The organism is Dactylosporangium sp. NPDC051087 (assembly GCF_055586325.1).
Window position 1 is genome coordinate 89,587 of the sequence record NZ_JBVJIJ010000013.1, and the last position, 15,990, is coordinate 105,576.

The following is a 15,990-nucleotide window of genomic DNA, read 5'->3' on the forward strand; positions in this document are numbered from 1 at the left end:
CATGGCCTGGTCCCGGGAACAACAGGAACTGCACGACGCCGTGCTCGCGGTCGCCGCGACCCTGGGCACGGACCACGCCGAACGCGACGCGGCGGGCATCTTCGACGCCGAGGGCTGGAAGCGGCTCGCCGAGCTCGGACTGTTCGGGCTGCCGTTCGCCGAGCGGTACGGCGGGCTGGCCCAGGACCTGCCGACCACGATGTACGCCCTGGAGGCCCTCGGCACGGCGTGCCGCGACGGGGGCCTGAGCTTCTCGGTGGTCACCCACCTGGTCAGCACCGGGGTGGCCCTGCACCGGTTCGGGTCGGCGGAGCTCAAGCAGCGGTACCTGCCGGACGTCTGCGCCGGCAGCGTCATCGGGGCGCACGCCGTCACCGAGCCGGCGGGCGGCTCGGACATCACCCCGATGCGGACCACGGCGGTGCCCGACGGCGACGACTTCGTCCTCAACGGCAGCAAGGCGTTCGTCAGCAACGGGCCGATCGCCGACGTCGTGCTCGTCTACGCACGTACCGGCAAGCTCGGCAACCCGGCGGCGATCAGCACCTTCCTGGTGCCGCGCGGCACGCCCGGGCTCAGCGTCGGGCAGCCGGTCGGCAAGCTGGGGCTGCGCACGTCGCCGCTGGCCGAGCTGTTCCTCGACGACGTGCGGGTGCCCCGCGCGAACATGGTCGGCTCGCAGGGCGCCGGCCTGCTCATCCTCGACGCGGTGATGCAGTGGGAGATCCTCTGCGGCTTCGTCGTCAACCTCGGCGAGATGCAGCACCGGCTCGACCGCTGCGTCGCCTACGCCCGCACCCGGCGGCAGTTCGGCCAGCACATCGGCCGCTACCAGTCGATCTCGCACCGGATCGTCGACATGGGCACCGATGTGGAGACCGCGCGGATGTGGCTCTACGCGACGGCCCGGAAGCTGGCCGCCAACCGCAGCGTGACCGCCGACGTCGCCCGCACCAAGCTGGTCGTCAGCGAGGCCAACGTGCGGTCCGCCCTCGCCGCCGTGCAGATCTTCGGCGGCTACGGCTACACCACGGAGTACGGGCTGGAGCAGGAGCTGCGCAACTCGGTGTCCGGCACGATCTACTCCGGTACGTCGGAGATCCAGCGGGAGCGGCTCGCCGCCCTGATGGGCCTGAACCGCCCCCTGGAGGTGTCATGACGGCGGACCTGGCGGCACTCACCGGGCCCACGGCCTTCCTGGACCACGATCACCCGGCGGTCGCCGGCTTCGTCGCCAGGGCCCTGGCCGGCCTGGACGAGGGCGCCACCGACGTCGACCGGGCGGTCCGGCTGTACTACGCCGTCCGCGACGGCATCCTGTACGACGTCTACCACGCCGACCTGAGCCGGGAAGGCCTGACCGCGAGCGCCGTCATCGGCCGCGGCCGCGGCTTCTGCATGCACAAGGCCGTCGTGTACGCGGCCGTGGCGCGCGCGGCCGGCATCCCCAGCCGCGTCACGTACGCCGACGTGCGCAACCATCTCGCCTCGCCCCGGCTGCGCGACCTTGTCGGCGGTGACGTGTTCTTCCACAGCCTGACCACCGTGTACCTGGACGGGCGGTGGGTCAGGGCCACGCCGGTGTTCAACAAGCTGCTGTGCAAGCTGTACGGCATGGCACCGCTGGAGTTCGACGGCCGCGCCGACAGCCTCCACCACCCGTTCGACGGCGACGGCAACCGGCACATGGAGTTCCTCGAGTTCCACGGCGACTTCGACGACGTGCCGTACGACCTGGTCATCTCGACCATGCGCGGCAAGCATCCGAAGTTCCTGTCCGCCGCCGCCACGACCCCGTCCGGTTCGCTGGCCGCCGAGGCGCCTTAGCCGACGGCGTACCGGACGACCTGGATGCCGCTCGGGAACGTGGTCGTGGACAGGTGCGCCAGCGACAGCGGCACGGTGAACAGGTCCGGCCCCGACGCGAGGACGACCGGGTGGACGGCGAGGAGCACCTCGTCGACGACCGGCCACAGCGGCGCCAGGGTGGCCGGCCCGGCGGAGAGGATGACGTCGCCCTCCAGCGCCGCCAGCTGGGGTGCGAGGTCGCCGCGCAGCACCGGCGCGGCGCCGAACGCGGGGTCGCCGGTGAAGACCACTTTGCGCATCGCCCGCAGCAGCGTGGCGAACTCGTGGTCGGCGGGGGTCAGGGCGCCCGCGCCGGCCGGGACGCGGCCGTCGGCGACCTCCTCCCACCAGGGGACGATCGCGTCGTACATGACGCGGCTCATCGCCCACGTCCCGGCACCGCGGTACCAGTCGTTGATGTGCGCCTGCTCCTGCTCGCCCCAGCCGAACGGCTCCCAGAACGTGCCGTCCTCGGTGGCGATCCTGTTGTCGAGCGTGGTCTGCATGTGCACGACGATTTTGCTCATGACGCGTCCTTCGAGGGCTTGATGTTCTGGTTCAGGTGGAAGACGTTGTCCGGGTCGTAGCGGTCCTTGAGCGCGGTCAGCCGGGCCAGCTTCGCCGGAGGGTACGCCCGGCGCACCCCCGCCGCGCCCTCGTCGCCCAGCGAGTTGACGTAGACGCCGCCGGAGAACGGCTCGAGCAGCGCCGCCGCGGCCCGCGCCGCCGCCCGGCGGGCGTCGTCCTGCGCGGGGTCGGTCCAGGAGGTGCCGGCGCCGAACTCGAACATGGTGTCGCGGTGGCCGAACGCGGTCGCGTCCTGCGGCACGTCGGCGATCGCGCCGCCGTACCCCTGCAGGCCCGCGCCGCAGTGCTCGCCGGCGGCGATGAAGGCGTCGACGGCCGCGTCGGGCATCGACTTGAGGTAGTGCGAGCGGCCGTACCGGCGCAGCGCGTGCCGGCCCGAGGTGTCGTCGCGGCGCTGCAGCCGCAGGTACGACATGGGCTGCCGGGTCACGGTGCCGCCCTGGAGGAACGCCGGCGAGTAGGAACCGGGACCGACCCAGACGTAGCCGAGGGTGAGGGTGCCGGGGCCGCTGGACGCGGTGAACGTCGCCTGCCGCGGCGCGGTGAGGTGCTCGTCGCGCCACCGGCGCATCGCCGCGTGCCGGGCGTCGCCGGTGAACACGGCCTCCACGACGAGCGCCGACGTGCCGGTGTCGTGCAGCGCGAACTCGAACCCGGTGACGATCCCGAAGTTGCCGCCGCCGCCCTTCAGCCCCCAGAACAGCTCGCCGTCGCGCACCCGCAGCACCTCACCGGCGGCGGTGACGAGGTCGTAGGACAGCACGTTGTCGCAGGCGAGGCCGTACCGCCGGGCGAGCCAGCCCATCCCGCCGCCGAGGGTGAGGCCGCCGACCCCGGTGTGCGACACGTTGCCCGCCGTGGTCGCCAGGCCGTGCCGCTGCGAGGCGTCGTCGAGCGCGCCGAGCAGCGCGCCGCCCTGCACGGACGCGCGCCGCCGCACCGGGTCGACGCTCACCCGCCCCATCGGCGTCAGGTCGATCATCATGCCGCCGTCGGTGACCCCGAAGCCTGCCGCGCTGTGCCCGCCGCACCGCACCGACACCTCCAGGCCGCGCTCCCGGGCGGAGCGGACGGCGGCGGCCACGTCCTGGACCGACCGGCACCGCACGATCATCGCCGGCCGGCGGTCGAACATCGCGTTCCACACCTGCCGGGCCTCGTCGTAGCCGCGGTCCCCGGGGCGGAGCACCTCTGCTGTTCCTGTCGTCGTCATGCACTCAGCTTCACGCGGATTGGACCCTGCGGTAAGGTCCGTTTACGTGGCCCGTGAGAGGACCAATCCGGAGCTGCTCGTCACGCTCGACCCGGCCGGCGGGCCGCTGCACCGCCAGCTGGAGGCGGCGATCAGGGCGGGCATCCGCGGCGGCCGGCTCGTCGTGGGCAGCGCGCTGCCGTCCAGCCGGGCGCTCGCCGCGTCGCTGGGCGTCTCCCGTGGCGTGGTCGTCACGGCGTACGAGCAGCTGACCGCCGAGGGCTACCTGACCGGCCGCTCCGGCGGGTACACCACGATCGCCACCGGACCGGCGCCCACGGCCGCACCACCGCCCGACGTCGCGCCGCAGGCCCGGATCAGCTTCGGCTACGGCCGCACCGACGTGTCCCGCTTCCCCCGCGCCGCGTGGCTGCGCTCCGTCCGGCGGGTGCTGACGACCGCGCCCTTCGACCGGTTCGGCTACACCAGCGGCCAGGGCACCCCCGAGCTGCGCGCCGCCCTCGCCGAATACCTCAACCGGGTCCGCGGCACCGACGCCCGCCCCGAGACGATCGTCGTCTGCGCCGGCTACGCCCAGGCCGCGAACCTGCTGATCCAGGTGCTCCGCGCGGCCGGCGCCACCCGCCTCGCCGTCGAGGACCCCTCCGGCGACGACGACGCCCGCCCCCTGGCCCTCGCCGCCGGCATGACCGTGACCGGCGTCCCCGCCGGCCCCGACGGCATCGACGTCACGGCCCTCACCGCGGTGGCCGCCGACGCGCTCGTGCTCACCCCGTCGCACCAGTGGCCGACCGGCGGCGTCCTGCCCGCACCCGCCCGCACCGCCGTGATCCGCTGGGCCGCCGACCACGACGCGCTGATCGTCGAGGACGACTACGACGCCGAGTACCGCTACGACCGGGCCGCCGTCGGCGCCATGCAGGGCCTCGCCCCGGACCGGGTCGTCTACGTCGGCTCCGCCAGCAAGACCCTCGCGCCCGGCCTGCGGCTCGGCTGGATGGTCCTGCCGCCCCGGCTCGTCGCCCCGGTCATCGAGGCGAAGATCCTCGCCGACCGCGGCTCCCCGGCCCTCGACCAGCTCACCTTCGCCGACTTCCTCACCCACGGCGAGCTCGACCGCCACCTGCGCCGGATGCGCCCGCTGTACCGCCGCCGCCGCGACACCCTCCTGGCCGCCCTCGCCCGGCACCTCCCGCAGCTACGCCCGGTCGGCATCGCGGCCGGCCAGCACCTCGTCGCCTGGCTCCCACCCGACCTGCCCGAGCCCGCGGTGGAGGCGGCCGCGCTGGCGAGGGGACTCGCGGTGTTCGGGGTCGGCCGGTACCGCCTCGCCCCCGGCCCGCCGGGCCTGCTCTTCGGCTACGGCCACCTGTCCGAACCCGCCATCGAGGAGGCCGTCACCATCCTCGCCGCCGCGCTGACCGACCTGGCCCGCTGACGTCTGCCTCAGGCGCGGTGAAGGTCTGCACAACGAATGGCAGCCGTGCTGCCCAAGTCCCTCGCACAGGCGAACCGGCAGGCCGCGACCACCAGCCTGTCTCGGGTCCCGGCGGCCGTCGTGGCCGCGATGTGAGCGGACCGGGCCGGCGCTGCCGCACGCTCAGCCGAGCAGGCGGGCGGCGTCGTGGCGTGAGGTGATCCTGATGAAGGTGAGGTCCTCGCGCTCGGCCGAGGCGGTCGTGTAGCGCTCCTGGTAGACGCTGTGACGGGTCCAGGCCCAGCGCAGCAGGGACTTCTGCGGGTCGAGGCGGAACAGGCCGCCGAGCGTCTCGCGGTTGCCGTTCCACAGCGGCTCGCGGGTGACGCCGCGGCGGATCGTGCGCCACAGCAGCTGGCGGATGACGGTGCGGCGGGGCAGGTCGAACCAGACGACGGTGTCCGCCCGCGCCCAGACCAGGTCGCGGACGGCGCTGTAGTTGCCGTCGATCACCCAGCCGTCGCCGCCGGCCAGCCCGGCGACGGTCCTGCGGAACACGGTGACGTCGATGGGCTCCCAGTCCGCGAGGTGGTGGATCGCGTCGAGCTCCACGAACGGCACGCCGAGGCGCGCCGCGAGGGCGCGGCCGAGGGTCGACTTGCCGGAACCCGAGTTGCCAACCACCGACACCCGACGCATCGATCGAACGTACGCCGAGTGCCCCGGCCCGCACACCTTCCTTGAGGCGCATCTCATGGAGTGCCCCGCCGGTCCGCTCGGACGGTGGGCGGGCCGGATGAACGGCTGAGGAGCCGTTCACCCCCGGCGCGGTACGTTGATCGCTCACGACGGGTGCGAGCTGTGGAGGGCCGGTGCAGGTCACGCCGCTCTCCGGCAGGCTGCGGGTCAGTGTGCTCGGGGACATGACCGCGACGGTCGACGGGCAGCTCGCCGACCTCGGCGGGCGGCGCCAGCGGGCGGTGCTCGCGGTGCTGGTGGTCAACCGGGGCGACATCGTGCCCACCGACCGGCTCATCGACCACATCTGGGGCGACCGGTCGCCCGTCAACGCCGCCGGGGCGCTGCAGGCGTACGTCTCGCACCTGCGCCGCCGCCTGGAGCCCGGCGCGACGGCCCGGGCGCGCGGCAACGTGATCGTGTCCCGGCCGCCCGGCTACGCGCTCAACCTGGACGCCGGGGCCGTCGACGCGTGGCGCTTCGACCGGGGGGTCACCGCGGCGCTCGGCACCGCCGACCCCGCCGCGCAGCGGGACCTGCTCGAGGCGGCGCTGCGGCTGTGGCACGGGCCCGCGTACGCCGAGTACGCGGACGAACCCTGGGCGCAGGCGGAGGCGGCGCGCCTCGGCGAGCTGCGCGAGGTCGCCCGGGAGCAGCTCCTGGCGGCGCGGCTGGCGCTCGGCGACAGCGCGCTGCTGGTCCCGGAGCTCGAGGCGCTCGTCGCGGAGGAGCCGTTGCGGGAGCGGCGCTGGCGGCTGCTGGTGCTGGCGTTGTACCGCGCGCACCGGCAGGGCGACGCGCTGGGTGCGCTGCGCAGGGCCCGGCAGACGCTGTCGGAGCAGCTCGGCGTCGACCCGGGGCCGGCCCTGCGTGCCCTGGAGGCGGAGGTCCTCGCCCAGTCGGCGTCCCTGGACGTACCGCCACCGCCCAGGCCGGCCGAGCCGGGCCCGGCGGCCGAGCCGGGCGCAACAGCCGGCATGGACAGTGTGGTCGCGCCGGGCGATGGAGCCGTGCCGGGCGGGCGCGGCGTGCGGGACGGGAACGACCCGGAGTCAGCGCAACAGGTGTCCGGGACGGGCGCTTCGCCGGTGGCGGCGGCAGGTCCGGCCACAGCGGCGCCGCAGGCGCCCGGGGAGTGGACGACGGTACATCCGCGGAAACCGGCGGAAGAGCACCTCGTCGACCGCGACGGGGAAGTGGATGAGCTGCGGCAGGCGGCCGCCGACGCGTTCGGCGGGCTGGCGGGGCTGGCGATGATCGAGGGGGCCGCCGGGATCGGCAAGAGCAGGCTGCTGACGGAGGCGCGCAGGATCGCCGACGGTCACGGGGCGCTCACGCTGACCGCGCGCGGGAGCCAGCTGGAGAAGGAGTTCGGCTTCGGCGTCGTGCGGCAGCTGTTCGAGGCGCTGCTCACCGACCCGGCCGCCCGCGCCCGTCTCCTCGCCGGCGCCGCCGCGTCCGCCGCGTCCGTCTTCGACCTCGACGTCACAGCGGGCGGCGAGCGCGGCGACCACACGTTCGCGACCCTGCACGGGCTCTACTGGCTGACCGCCAACGTCGCCGCGACCAGGCCCGTCACGATCGTCGTCGACGACCTGCAGTGGTGCGACACCGGTTCGCTGCGGTTCCTGGCGTACCTGGTGCGCCGGCTCGACGGCCTGCCGGTGCTGCTCGTGGCCACGCTGCGGACGGGGGAGCAGTACGAGGACGAGGCGCTGCTCGCGGAGCTGCAGCTCGACCCCGCGACCACGCCGGTGCGGCCCGGGCCGCTGAGCGCCGCCGGGGTCGCCGACCTCGTCCGGCAGCGGCTCGGCGACGGCGCCGAGCCCCGGTTCGTCGCCGCCTGCCACCGCACCACGTCCGGCAACCCGCTGCTGCTGCGGCAGCTGCTGCGGGCCCTGGAGAGCAACGGCGTGCGGCCCACCGACGCGCACGCCGGCACCGTCACCGCCATCGGCTCCCGGGCCGTGTCCAGCATGGTCCTCATCCGGCTGCGGCGGATGCCGGCGGCCAGCACCGCCGTCGCGCGGGCGATCGCGGTCCTCGGCGACGGCGCCGGGCTGCCGACCATCGCGGCCCTCGCCGGCGTCGACGAGCCCGCCGCGGCGGCCGCCGTCGCCGCGCTCGCCCGGGCCGAGGTGGTCCGGCACGAGTACCCGGTCGGGTTCGTGCACCCGCTGGTGCGCGACGCCGTCTACCAGGACCTGCCGCCCGGCGAGCGGCAGCTGCACCACGAGCGGGCCGCCCGGGTCCTCAGCGGGCTGTCGGCGGCGCCGGAGCAGGTCGCCGCGCACCTGCTGCAGATCCCCGAACGCGCCGACCAGTGGGTCGTCGACGTGCTGCGGGCCGCGGCCGGCACCGCCCTGCACCGCGGCGCACCCGAGGGCGCCGCCGCGTACCTGCGCCGGGCCCTCGCCGAGCCGCCCGCGCCGGCCCAGCGGCCCGCGGTGCTGCTGCAGCTCGGGCAGGTCGAGACGCTCAACGACGGGCCCGCCGCGATCGCGCACCTGCGGGCCGCGTACGACGACCCGATCACCGACCCGGCGACGTTCGCCGCGGTGTCCCGGATGCTCATCCACACGCTGATCTTCACCGGGCCGGAGGGCAACGCGCCGGAGTTCGCCCGGCGGGCGTCGGCGCGCCTCGCGGCGGAGTTCGTCGACGAACGGCAGGGGCTGCAGGCCCTCGAACGCATCGCCGGCTACATGTACAGCGGCGAACCCGGCTCGTTCCCCGCCGAGCGGCCGGTGATCACCGGCGACGGGCTCGGTGCGCGGATGCTGGCCGCCTGCCACGGCTGGGAGCTGCTCGCCAAGGGGATCCGCCGCGCCGAGTCGGCGGAGCTGGCCCGCTTCGCGCTCGCCGACGGGGTCCTCATGCGCGGCGACCCCGGGCTCTTCTGGGTCATCGCCGGGGTCGTCCTGGAGGCCGCGGACGAGGACGCCGGGACGCTGTGGGCCGACGGGCTGAAGCTCGGGCACACCCGCGGCTCGCTGTTCACCGTCCTCGCCGCGCAGCTGTGGGGCGGCTGGCGGGAGTGGCAGCGCGGCGACCTGCCCGAGGCGTGCACGTCCCTCGTCGCGGCCAACGAGCAGAGCCTGCGCTGGGGCGGCGTCCCCGCGATCGGCATCTCCTACGGCGAGGCGTACCTGGTGCGGGCCCTCATCGACCGCGGCGAGCCGGGGGAGGCGCGGGCGTTCGTCGACGAGCACCGCGCCCGGCCGCGGGTCGGCGACGGGATCCGGCTGTTCACCCAGGCGGAGGCGGCGCTGCTGATGGCGGAGGGCCGCCACGCGGAGGCGCTGGCGATGCTGCGCACCTGGCACGAGGGCAACCCGATGTGGTTCGAGGAGCGGTCCCTACGCGCCACGGCCCTGGCCGCGCTCGGCCGGACCGGCGAAGCGCTCGCCCTCGCCCTGGAGGACCTGGCGGACATACGGCGCTGGGGTGCGCCGCGGGCCGTCGGGCGGAGCTTGCGGATCGTGGGGGAGCTGCGCCGGGACCGGGCCGACCTGGCGGCCGCCGTCGAGCTGCTCGCCGGCACCCGCGCCCGGCTGGAGCACGCGCGGGCGCTGTTCGCCCTCGCGGCCCTCGACGGCGACCCGGCGATGCTGCGCGACGCGCTGCGCCTCGCCGAGGAGTGCGGCGCCGGGCCGTTGCGGGCCGCGGTCGCCGCCGCGCTCACCGGCCTCGGCGAGACCGTGCCGGCGGAGCCGTCGGTGTCGCTGACCACCGGCGAACGCCGCATCGCGTCCCTCGCCGTCGGCGGCGCCGACGACCGCGACATCGCCCAGGCGCTGTTCCTCACCCCGCACACCGTCAGCGACACCCTCGCCGCGATCCACCGCAAACTGGGCGTCACCACCCTCGCGGAGCTGCGCGCGCACGTCTGACTCAGGTGCGTCGCAAGTTCGCTCCAAGGCCGCCGCCGCAGCTTGGACGGCATGAGCACTGTTGCGAACCCACTGCGCGGCCTCTGCGGCGGCGCGCTGCACCTTCCCGGCGACCCCGGCTACGACACCGCGCGCACGCCGTGGAACGTCGCGGTCGACCAGCGGCCCGCCGCCGTCGCGTACCCGGCCGACGCCGCCGAGGTCGCCACGGTCGTCCGTGCCGCCGCCGGTGCCGGGCTGCGGGTCGCGGCGCAGGGCACCGGCCACAGCGCCGCCCCGCTCGGCCCCCTCGACGACGTCGTGCTGCTGCGCACGTCCGCGATGACCGGTGTCACCGTCACCGGCCGGACCGCCCGCGCCGAGGCCGGCGCGCTGTGGATCGACGTCGTCGAGCAGGCCGCGCCGCACGGGCTCGCCGCGCTGCACGGCTCCTCACCCGACGTCGGGGTCGCCGGCTACTCGCTGGGCGGCGGCATCGGCTGGTACGCCCGCGCCCACGGCCTGCAGTGCAACGCCGTCACGGCCGCCGAGCTGGTCACCGCCGACGGCACCCTCCTGCGCGTCGACGCCGCGTCCGAGCCCGACCTGTTCTGGGCGCTGCGCGGCGGCGGTGGCAACTTCGGCGTGGTCACCGCCGTCGAGTTCGACCTGATCCCGGTTTCGCGGGTGTACGCCGGGATGCTCGCCTGGGACTGGCGGGAGGCGGAGCGGGTGCTGCCCGCGTGGCTCGACTGGGCCGCGACCGCGCCCGGCGACGTGACCACGGCGCTGCGGCTGCTGCAGGTGCCGGCGCTGCCGCAGCTGCCCGCGGTCCTGCACGACCGGCAGCTCGTCGCGATCGACGGCGCCGTCCTCGGGGCGGCCGGGCCGCGGCTGCTCGCGCCGCTGCGGGCCCTGAAGCCGTTCCTGGACACGTTCGACGACGTGCCCGCCGCGTCGCTGATCAGGCTGCACCTCGACCCGGAGGGCCCGACCCCGGCGGTGTCGCGGTCGGCGCTGCTCGGCGACCTGCCGGCGGCCGCCGCCGGCGCGCTCCTCGCCGCCGCCGGACCGGGCTCCGGGTCGTCGCTGCTCGTCCCGGCGGAGCTGCGCCAGCTCGGCGGCGCCCTCGGCCGTCCCGCGCCCGGCGGCGGGGCGCTGCCCGCGCTCGACGGGTCGTTCGCGCTGTTCTCCACCGGGATCGCGGCCACCCCCGGGATGGGGCAGGCGGCGGCCGCCGACACCGCCCGGGTCGCGGCGGCGATGGCGCCGTGGACGACCGGCGCCTACCTGAACTTCGCCGAGGAACGCGTCCCGGCGTCCGCCGCGTTCGGGGCGTCCGCGTTGCGGCGGCTGCGGTCGATCCGCGCCGCCGTGGACCCGTCCGGGCTGTTCGTCGCCAACCATTCCATCTGAATGTCGCCGACCGGCATCCTCCTCGCGGGATGCCGGTCATCGCGGCGCCCTACCGTCCGGGGCGTGGCACTCCCGATGCTCGCCGCGCCGCGGCCCCTGCCCGCCCAGGTGGCGGTGTACGCGTTCGTGATCGTGCCGTTCCTGGCGCTCGTCACCGCCGTCCCCTTCGCCTGGGGCTGGGGCCTCACCTGGCTCGACGTCGCCCTCGCGGCGGTCCTCTACACCGTGACGTGCCTCGGCGCGACCGTCGGGTTCCACCGGTACTTCACCCACGGCGCGTTCAAGGCCCGCCGCTGGCTGCGGATCGCCCTCGCCGTCACCGGCAGCATGGCCGTGCAGGGACCGATCCTGCACTGGGTCGCCGACCACCGCCGGCACCACGCGTTCGCCGACAAGGAAGGCGACCCGCACTCGCCGTGGCTGGGCGGCACCGGCCCGGCGGCGCTCGTGCGCGGCTTCTGGCACGCGCACCTCGGCTGGGTCCTCGACCGTGACCTCACCAACCAGCAGCGCTTCGTCCCCGACCTGCTGGCCGACCGCGACATCCGGCTCGTGCACCGGCTCTTCGGCCCGCTGACCGTCGTCACCCTGGCGCTGCCGGCCGTCATCGGCGGGCTCGTCACCTGGAGCCTGTGGGGCGCGGTGACCGCGTTCTTCTGGGCGGGCCTGGTGCGGGTCACCGCCCTGCACCACGTCACCTGGTCGGTGAACAGCGTCTGCCACATGATCGGTGAGCGGCCGTTCGCGGCGCGGGACCGCTCGGCGAACTTCTGGCCCCTCGCGATCCTCAGCATGGGCGAGTCGTGGCACAACCTGCACCACGCCGACCCGACCAGCGCCCGGCACGGCGTCCTGCGCGGGCAGATCGACATCTCGGCCGCGCTGATCCGGTGCTTCGAGCGGGCCGGCTGGGCCTGGGACGTCCGCTGGCCCACGCCGGAGCGCCTGGCGCGCCTCAGCGTCGCGCAGAAGGCCGATCAGAAAGCTGCGGCGGGTCAGAGGTAGACGTCGACCCGGCCGCTGAACATGCCGTTGGTCGGGGACATCCGCTGCGCCGCCAGGGCGTCGTTGGTCCGGTCGAGCTGCAGGCGGGCCTCGTCCGCGCGTTGCCGCAGCTGGTCCTCCAGCCGCAGCTGGTCCTGGATCCGCGCCTGGTCGTCCATGCGCCGCTGCTCCTGGACCCGCTGCTGCTCGACGCGGTACTGGTCGTCGCGGAACTGCTGCAGGTCGTCGGAGCGGCGCTGGTCCTGCCGGGCCAGGTCCTGGCGGACCGACTGCTGGTCGTCGACCCTGCGCTGGTCCTCCAGCCGCTGGTCCTGCAGCCGCTGCTGGTCCAGGCGGTCCTGCTGGGACCGCTGGTCGTCGAGGCGCTGCTGGTCCACCAGCTCCGTCGCGCGCTGCTGCGACACCTGTGTGGCGGTGAGGCCGGTGGTGGTCGCTGCTACCGGTGTGATCGACATCGCGCATCCCCGTCCTGCGACGTGACTACTCTATGAGTGCTCCCGATGACTCAACGTTACCCGCTGTGGCCGGCCGCAACCGTCCGACCGCTTACCTGGTGCCTGGTGTTACCCGTGTGTTCGATGATCCCCGGGAATCCCGCGAGCTGGGATACCGGGCTCGCTGCAACCGCTTTCCGGACCGTAGGGTGGGACGCGCGAGACGCCGGTCACGTTCTGGAATCGTTGCTGTGCGCGGCGGTTGACTCGTAGTGTCACGGCGGCAGTCCGAGGAGAGGCGCGCATCCATGCCCAGCGACAACGGCACGTTCGGCGAGCACGTCACGATTCCGCAGGAGTCCGACGACCGGCACGCCCCACCGGCGACCGTCGTCATCTTCGGCGCCTCGGGCGACCTGACCCGGCGCAAGCTGATCCCCGCGATCGAGAGCCTCGCCCGGCACAACCGGCTCACCGAGCAGTTCGCCGTCGTCGGCGTCGCCCGGACCCCGATGGACGACGACCAGTTCGTCCACGCCGTCCTCGGCGACCGCGGGCTGTCCGGCATGCCGCAGCTGGCCGGCGCCGTGCGGTACATCTCCGGTGGCTACGACGACCCGGAGACCTACAAGCGTCTCGCCGGGGTCCTCGACGAGCTCGACCGCGACCGCGGCACCGCCGGCAACCGCATCTTCTACCTCTCCACCCCCGCCGAGGCGTTCCCGCTCGTCATCAACGGCCTCGCCGGCGCCGGCCTGCACCAGTCCCGCGAGGGCTCCTTCGCCCGTCTGGTGATCGAGAAGCCGTATGGGCACGACGAGGGCAGCGCCAAGCAGCTCGACGCGACCGTGCACGCCGCGTTCGACGAGTCGCAGGTCTTCCGCATCGACCACTACCTGGGCAAGGACACCGTCCAGAACGTGCTCGCGCTGCGCTTCGCCAACGCCATCTTCCAGCCCATCTGGGACCGCACCTGGGTCGACCACGTGCAGATCACCGTCGCGGAGACCCTCGGCGTCGGCACCCGCGGCAGCTTCTACGAGCACGCCGGCGCGATGCGCGACATCGTGCAGAACCATGTGCTGCAGGTCCTCGCCCTCGCCCTCATGGAGCCGCCGGCGTCCTTCAGCGCCGAGGCCGTGCGCAACGAGAAAGTCAAGCTCCTGCAGGCCATCCGCCTGCCGAGCGGCCGGGCCATCGACGACATCGCGGTGCGGGGGCAGTACACCCGCGGCGGCTCCCGGTCCGAGCTGATGGCCGGCTACCGCGAGGAGCCCGGCGTCGACCCCCTGTCCCGCACGGAGACCTACGCGGCGCTGCGCCTCGACGTCGACAACTGGCGCTGGGCGGGCGTGCCCTTCTACGTGCGCACCGGCAAGCGGCTGCCGAGCCGGGTGACCGAGGTCGCGCTGCAGTTCCAGCGCCCGCCGCACCTGCCGATCCCCAAGGGCCAGCTCACCGAGCTCCAGCCCGACGCCCTCATCCTGCGCATCCAGCCCGACGAGGGCATCGCCCTGCGCTTCGGCGCGAAGGTCCCCGGCCACTCTTTCCGGGTCCGCTCCGCCAGCATGGACTTCTCCTACGACAAGACCTTCCGCGAGGAGTCCCCGGAAGCCTACGAGCGCCTCCTGCTGGACGCCCTGATCGGCGACACGACCCTGTTCATCCGCTCCGACGAGGTCGAGCAGTGCTGGCGGATCGTCGACCCGATCCTGGAGCGCTGGGCCGAGGACACCGGCCCGATCCCCACCTACGAGGCCGCGTCCTGGGGCCCGACCGAGGCCAACCGCCTCATCGAGCGCAGCGGCCGCGCCTGGCGCAACACGGTCGCCTGACACCACCGCCCGAGCGGCTCGTGCGGTCCCCTCACATGGGCTCGAGGTCGAACGCGGCCATGATCGCCCTGGTGAGCGCTCGCTCCTGCTCCGGCAGGAGGTAGCCGATCAGGCGACCGAGGTCGCCCCGGTCGACGGTGTCGATGTTGTCGCAGGACACGACCGACGGCTTGTCGAGCCCGTTCTGCGGGCCGACCGCGACCTCGGTGCTCAGGCCGCGGATCGTGGTTGTGATCGGCACGACGGTCACCCACCGCAGATGCGGCCGTATCCGTGCGCGTGTGAGGACCAGGACCGGGCGAGGCTTGTCCAGCTGTGCCAGGTGGATCGGCCGCATCAGTCGATGTCCATCGGTCGCCGGGCGCCGTGCAGGTGGAGGCCGTCGAACTCGTTCGACGGGTCCGACGCGTAGATTCGCGCGTCGTGCTCCGCCTCCTGCCGTCTGCGGTCGCGTTCCAGAGCGCGCAGGACGACCGCCGCGCGGCTCGGCGCTGTGCCGGCAGCGATCTCCCGATCGATGTACTGCACGACGTCGTCCGGAAGGCGTACCGCGATTTGCGTCGTCATACCAGAATGATACCGATCTGGGATGCACGCGGGTGTTGTCGATGACATCACCGAACTGTAGCCGTATGGCCATTGAGTGGCAAACAGTGCGTGAGCGCGGCTACGGGTGCCTGGTGTCGTTCGGGGAGTAGGGGCGCTCGGGTGGGAGGAGGGCCCTGGCCTCGTCGAGGGAGCCGGAGCGCACCAGGGCGTGGATCTCGTGCGCCAGCGGGGTGACGTCGGTGATGCCGGCCGTCCAGGTGTCGACGTAGTCGTGGACGGCGGGGCCGCTCAGGCCGAGCTGCAGGGAGCGGTGGTCCAGGGGGCGCAGGTGCAGGTCGCGTTCCGGGTCCCACTGGACGCGGACCGGGCTGGTGCGCAGCTGGGCGGACCAGGCGGCCCGGTCGGTGTGGACGGCGGGGGAGTAGTGGCTCAGGCAGGCGCCGGCGAGTGCGGCGTCGAAGCCGGCCCGGTGCAGGCGGACGGCGAGGACGTGTTCCTGGCCCTCCTTGGTGGCCCAGCCGCTGCGGTACATCATCCAGAGGAACGACGGCTTGACCCAGGTCATCCGCTCCCGCTTGAACGGGGGCACGAAGCGCCCGGCCCGCAGGGCGGGCAGGGCGATGGCGGGGCTGTAGGCCTGGTAGACGGTGATGGTGGCGTCGTCGTGGAGGGCGCGGATCTCGTGCACGTGCCGACCGTAGAAGGTTAGGGTGCGGTGTGTCATTCGCTTTGAACGATCTGCCGGCCGTGGCCGAGGACGTCGCCGGGCAGCTGGACAAGGCCGGGTTCGAGGGGCCGGCACAGTTGCGGCAGACCCTGGCGCTGGCCGAGGAGGTCGGGGAGTTCGTCGCGGCGGTGCGGCGGCACTCGGGGATGGCGCGGCGACCGGGGCCGCTCAGCGACGTGGAGGCCGAGCTCGCCGACGTGGTGCTGACGGCGTTCGTCACGGCCCACACGATGGGCATCGACCTGCGGCAGGCCCTGGAGGACAAGCTCGCGGTCGTCTACTCGCGGGGCTGGAAGGCCTGGGAGGCGTAGAGCGGGCCGGGCCGTGCGGCGGGACGGCTCGGAAATA

General features: G+C 74.2%; 15 protein-coding genes. 8 read left to right on the forward strand and 7 right to left on the reverse strand.

Going from position 1 to position 15,990, the window contains the following annotated elements; all coding sequences use genetic code 11:
- The first annotated feature begins 1 nt into the window (after position 1).
- Complete coding sequence (locus ACZ6TV_RS24980) at positions 2 to 1,159, forward strand: acyl-CoA dehydrogenase family protein (RefSeq protein ID WP_465299661.1); 1,158 nt, start codon at positions 2 to 4, stop codon at positions 1,157 to 1,159.
- A complete protein-coding gene (locus ACZ6TV_RS24985; RefSeq protein WP_465299662.1) occupies positions 1,156 to 1,827 on the forward strand; it encodes a transglutaminase-like domain-containing protein in 672 nt (223 codons plus the stop codon). Before ACZ6TV_RS24980 ends, ACZ6TV_RS24985 begins: the two co-directional genes overlap by 4 nt.
- On the opposite strand, the gene ACZ6TV_RS24990 is transcribed toward ACZ6TV_RS24985, so the two are convergent.
- Positions 1,824 to 2,375, reverse strand: a complete 552-nt coding sequence (locus ACZ6TV_RS24990; protein WP_465299663.1) for a dihydrofolate reductase family protein — start codon at positions 2,373 to 2,375, stop codon at positions 1,824 to 1,826. The genes ACZ6TV_RS24985 and ACZ6TV_RS24990 overlap by 4 nt on opposite strands.
- A complete protein-coding gene (locus ACZ6TV_RS24995; protein ID WP_465299664.1) occupies positions 2,372 to 3,649 on the reverse strand; it encodes an FAD-binding oxidoreductase in 1,278 nt (425 codons plus the stop codon). Before ACZ6TV_RS24995 ends, ACZ6TV_RS24990 begins: the two co-directional genes overlap by 4 nt.
- Positions 3,650 to 3,695: 46 nt before the next feature.
- On the opposite strand from ACZ6TV_RS24995, the gene pdxR reads away from it, so the two are divergent.
- Positions 3,696 to 5,087, forward strand: a complete 1,392-nt coding sequence (gene pdxR / locus ACZ6TV_RS25000) for a MocR-like pyridoxine biosynthesis transcription factor PdxR (protein ID WP_465299665.1) — start codon at positions 3,696 to 3,698, stop codon at positions 5,085 to 5,087.
- Positions 5,088 to 5,249: 162 nt separating this feature from the next.
- On the opposite strand, the gene ACZ6TV_RS25005 is transcribed toward pdxR, so the two are convergent.
- On the reverse strand, positions 5,250 to 5,765 hold the full coding sequence (locus tag ACZ6TV_RS25005) for a shikimate kinase (protein WP_465299666.1): 516 nt from the start codon (positions 5,763 to 5,765) through the stop codon (positions 5,250 to 5,252).
- Between the two features lie 173 nt (positions 5,766 to 5,938).
- Between ACZ6TV_RS25005 and ACZ6TV_RS25010 the strand changes: the two genes are divergently transcribed.
- From ACZ6TV_RS25010 to ACZ6TV_RS25020, 3 genes are all read left to right on the forward strand, one after another.
- Positions 5,939 to 9,697 (forward strand): BTAD domain-containing putative transcriptional regulator, encoded by a 3,759-nt coding sequence (locus tag ACZ6TV_RS25010; protein WP_465299667.1) that lies wholly within the window; start codon positions 5,939 to 5,941, stop codon positions 9,695 to 9,697.
- A 51-nt stretch (positions 9,698 to 9,748) separates the two neighbouring features.
- A complete protein-coding gene (locus ACZ6TV_RS25015; RefSeq protein WP_465299668.1) occupies positions 9,749 to 11,092 on the forward strand; it encodes an FAD-binding oxidoreductase in 1,344 nt (447 codons plus the stop codon).
- 75 nt (positions 11,093 to 11,167) lie between these two features.
- Positions 11,168 to 12,097 carry an acyl-CoA desaturase gene (locus ACZ6TV_RS25020; RefSeq protein WP_465299845.1) on the forward strand — a complete coding sequence of 310 codons (930 nt, stop codon included), beginning with the start codon at positions 11,168 to 11,170 and terminating at the stop codon, positions 12,095 to 12,097.
- Here ACZ6TV_RS25020 and ACZ6TV_RS25025 read toward each other — a convergent pair.
- Positions 12,088 to 12,552 (reverse strand): hypothetical protein, encoded by a 465-nt coding sequence (locus tag ACZ6TV_RS25025; RefSeq protein WP_465299669.1) that lies wholly within the window; start codon positions 12,550 to 12,552, stop codon positions 12,088 to 12,090. The genes ACZ6TV_RS25020 and ACZ6TV_RS25025 overlap by 10 nt on opposite strands.
- Before the next feature lie 287 nt (positions 12,553 to 12,839).
- Between ACZ6TV_RS25025 and zwf the strand changes: the two genes are divergently transcribed.
- Positions 12,840 to 14,366 carry a glucose-6-phosphate dehydrogenase gene (zwf, locus tag ACZ6TV_RS25030; RefSeq protein ID WP_465299670.1) on the forward strand — a complete coding sequence of 509 codons (1,527 nt, stop codon included), beginning with the start codon at positions 12,840 to 12,842 and terminating at the stop codon, positions 14,364 to 14,366.
- Positions 14,367 to 14,397: 31 nt separating this feature from the next.
- Here the strand turns inward: zwf and ACZ6TV_RS25035 are convergent, their stop codons facing one another.
- The 3 genes from ACZ6TV_RS25035 to ACZ6TV_RS25045 all read right to left on the reverse strand — a co-directional run bounded on the left by ACZ6TV_RS25035 (position 14,398) and on the right by ACZ6TV_RS25045 (position 15,639).
- Positions 14,398 to 14,703: a type II toxin-antitoxin system PemK/MazF family toxin gene (locus ACZ6TV_RS25035; protein WP_465299671.1), complete on the reverse strand. Its 306-nt coding sequence runs from the start codon at positions 14,701 to 14,703 to the stop codon at positions 14,398 to 14,400.
- Complete coding sequence (locus ACZ6TV_RS25040; RefSeq protein WP_465299672.1) at positions 14,703 to 14,933, reverse strand: hypothetical protein; 231 nt, start codon at positions 14,931 to 14,933, stop codon at positions 14,703 to 14,705. Before ACZ6TV_RS25040 ends, ACZ6TV_RS25035 begins: the two co-directional genes overlap by 1 nt.
- A gap of 100 nt (positions 14,934 to 15,033) precedes the next feature.
- Entirely contained in the window at positions 15,034 to 15,639 is a 606-nt protein-coding gene (locus ACZ6TV_RS25045; RefSeq protein ID WP_465299673.1) for a DUF4291 domain-containing protein, read from the reverse strand.
- Here ACZ6TV_RS25045 and ACZ6TV_RS25050 point away from each other — a divergent pair.
- Positions 15,633 to 15,953, forward strand: a complete 321-nt coding sequence (locus ACZ6TV_RS25050) for a MazG nucleotide pyrophosphohydrolase domain-containing protein (protein ID WP_465299674.1) — start codon at positions 15,633 to 15,635, stop codon at positions 15,951 to 15,953. The two genes, ACZ6TV_RS25045 and ACZ6TV_RS25050, sit on opposite strands and share 7 nt — an antisense overlap.
- The last annotated feature ends 37 nt before the right edge of the window (positions 15,954 to 15,990 follow it).

Bases quoted from the DNA above. Each gene is read 5' to 3' on its own strand.
- ACZ6TV_RS24985 (WP_465299662.1), top strand. From the start codon at position 1,156: ATGACGGCGGACCTGGCGGCACTCACCGGGCCCACGGCCTTCCTGGAC.
- ACZ6TV_RS24990 (WP_465299663.1), bottom strand. From the start codon at position 2,375: ATGAGCAAAATCGTCGTGCACATGCAGACCACGCTCGACAACAGGATC.
- ACZ6TV_RS25005 (WP_465299666.1), bottom strand. From the start codon at position 5,765: ATGCGTCGGGTGTCGGTGGTTGGCAACTCGGGTTCCGGCAAGTCGACC.
- ACZ6TV_RS25025 (WP_465299669.1), bottom strand. From the start codon at position 12,552: ATGTCGATCACACCGGTAGCAGCGACCACCACCGGCCTCACCGCCACA.
- ACZ6TV_RS24980 (WP_465299661.1), top strand. From the start codon at position 2: ATGGCCTGGTCCCGGGAACAACAGGAACTGCACGACGCCGTGCTCGCG.
- ACZ6TV_RS25020 (WP_465299845.1), top strand. From the start codon at position 11,168: ATGCTCGCCGCGCCGCGGCCCCTGCCCGCCCAGGTGGCGGTGTACGCG.
- ACZ6TV_RS25015 (WP_465299668.1), top strand. From the start codon at position 9,749: ATGAGCACTGTTGCGAACCCACTGCGCGGCCTCTGCGGCGGCGCGCTG.
- ACZ6TV_RS25040 (WP_465299672.1), bottom strand. From the start codon at position 14,933: ATGACGACGCAAATCGCGGTACGCCTTCCGGACGACGTCGTGCAGTAC.
- ACZ6TV_RS25045 (WP_465299673.1), bottom strand. From the start codon at position 15,639: ATGACACACCGCACCCTAACCTTCTACGGTCGGCACGTGCACGAGATC.
- zwf (WP_465299670.1), top strand. From the start codon at position 12,840: ATGCCCAGCGACAACGGCACGTTCGGCGAGCACGTCACGATTCCGCAG.
- ACZ6TV_RS24995 (WP_465299664.1), bottom strand. From the start codon at position 3,649: ATGACGACGACAGGAACAGCAGAGGTGCTCCGCCCCGGGGACCGCGGC.
- ACZ6TV_RS25035 (WP_465299671.1), bottom strand. From the start codon at position 14,703: ATGCGGCCGATCCACCTGGCACAGCTGGACAAGCCTCGCCCGGTCCTG.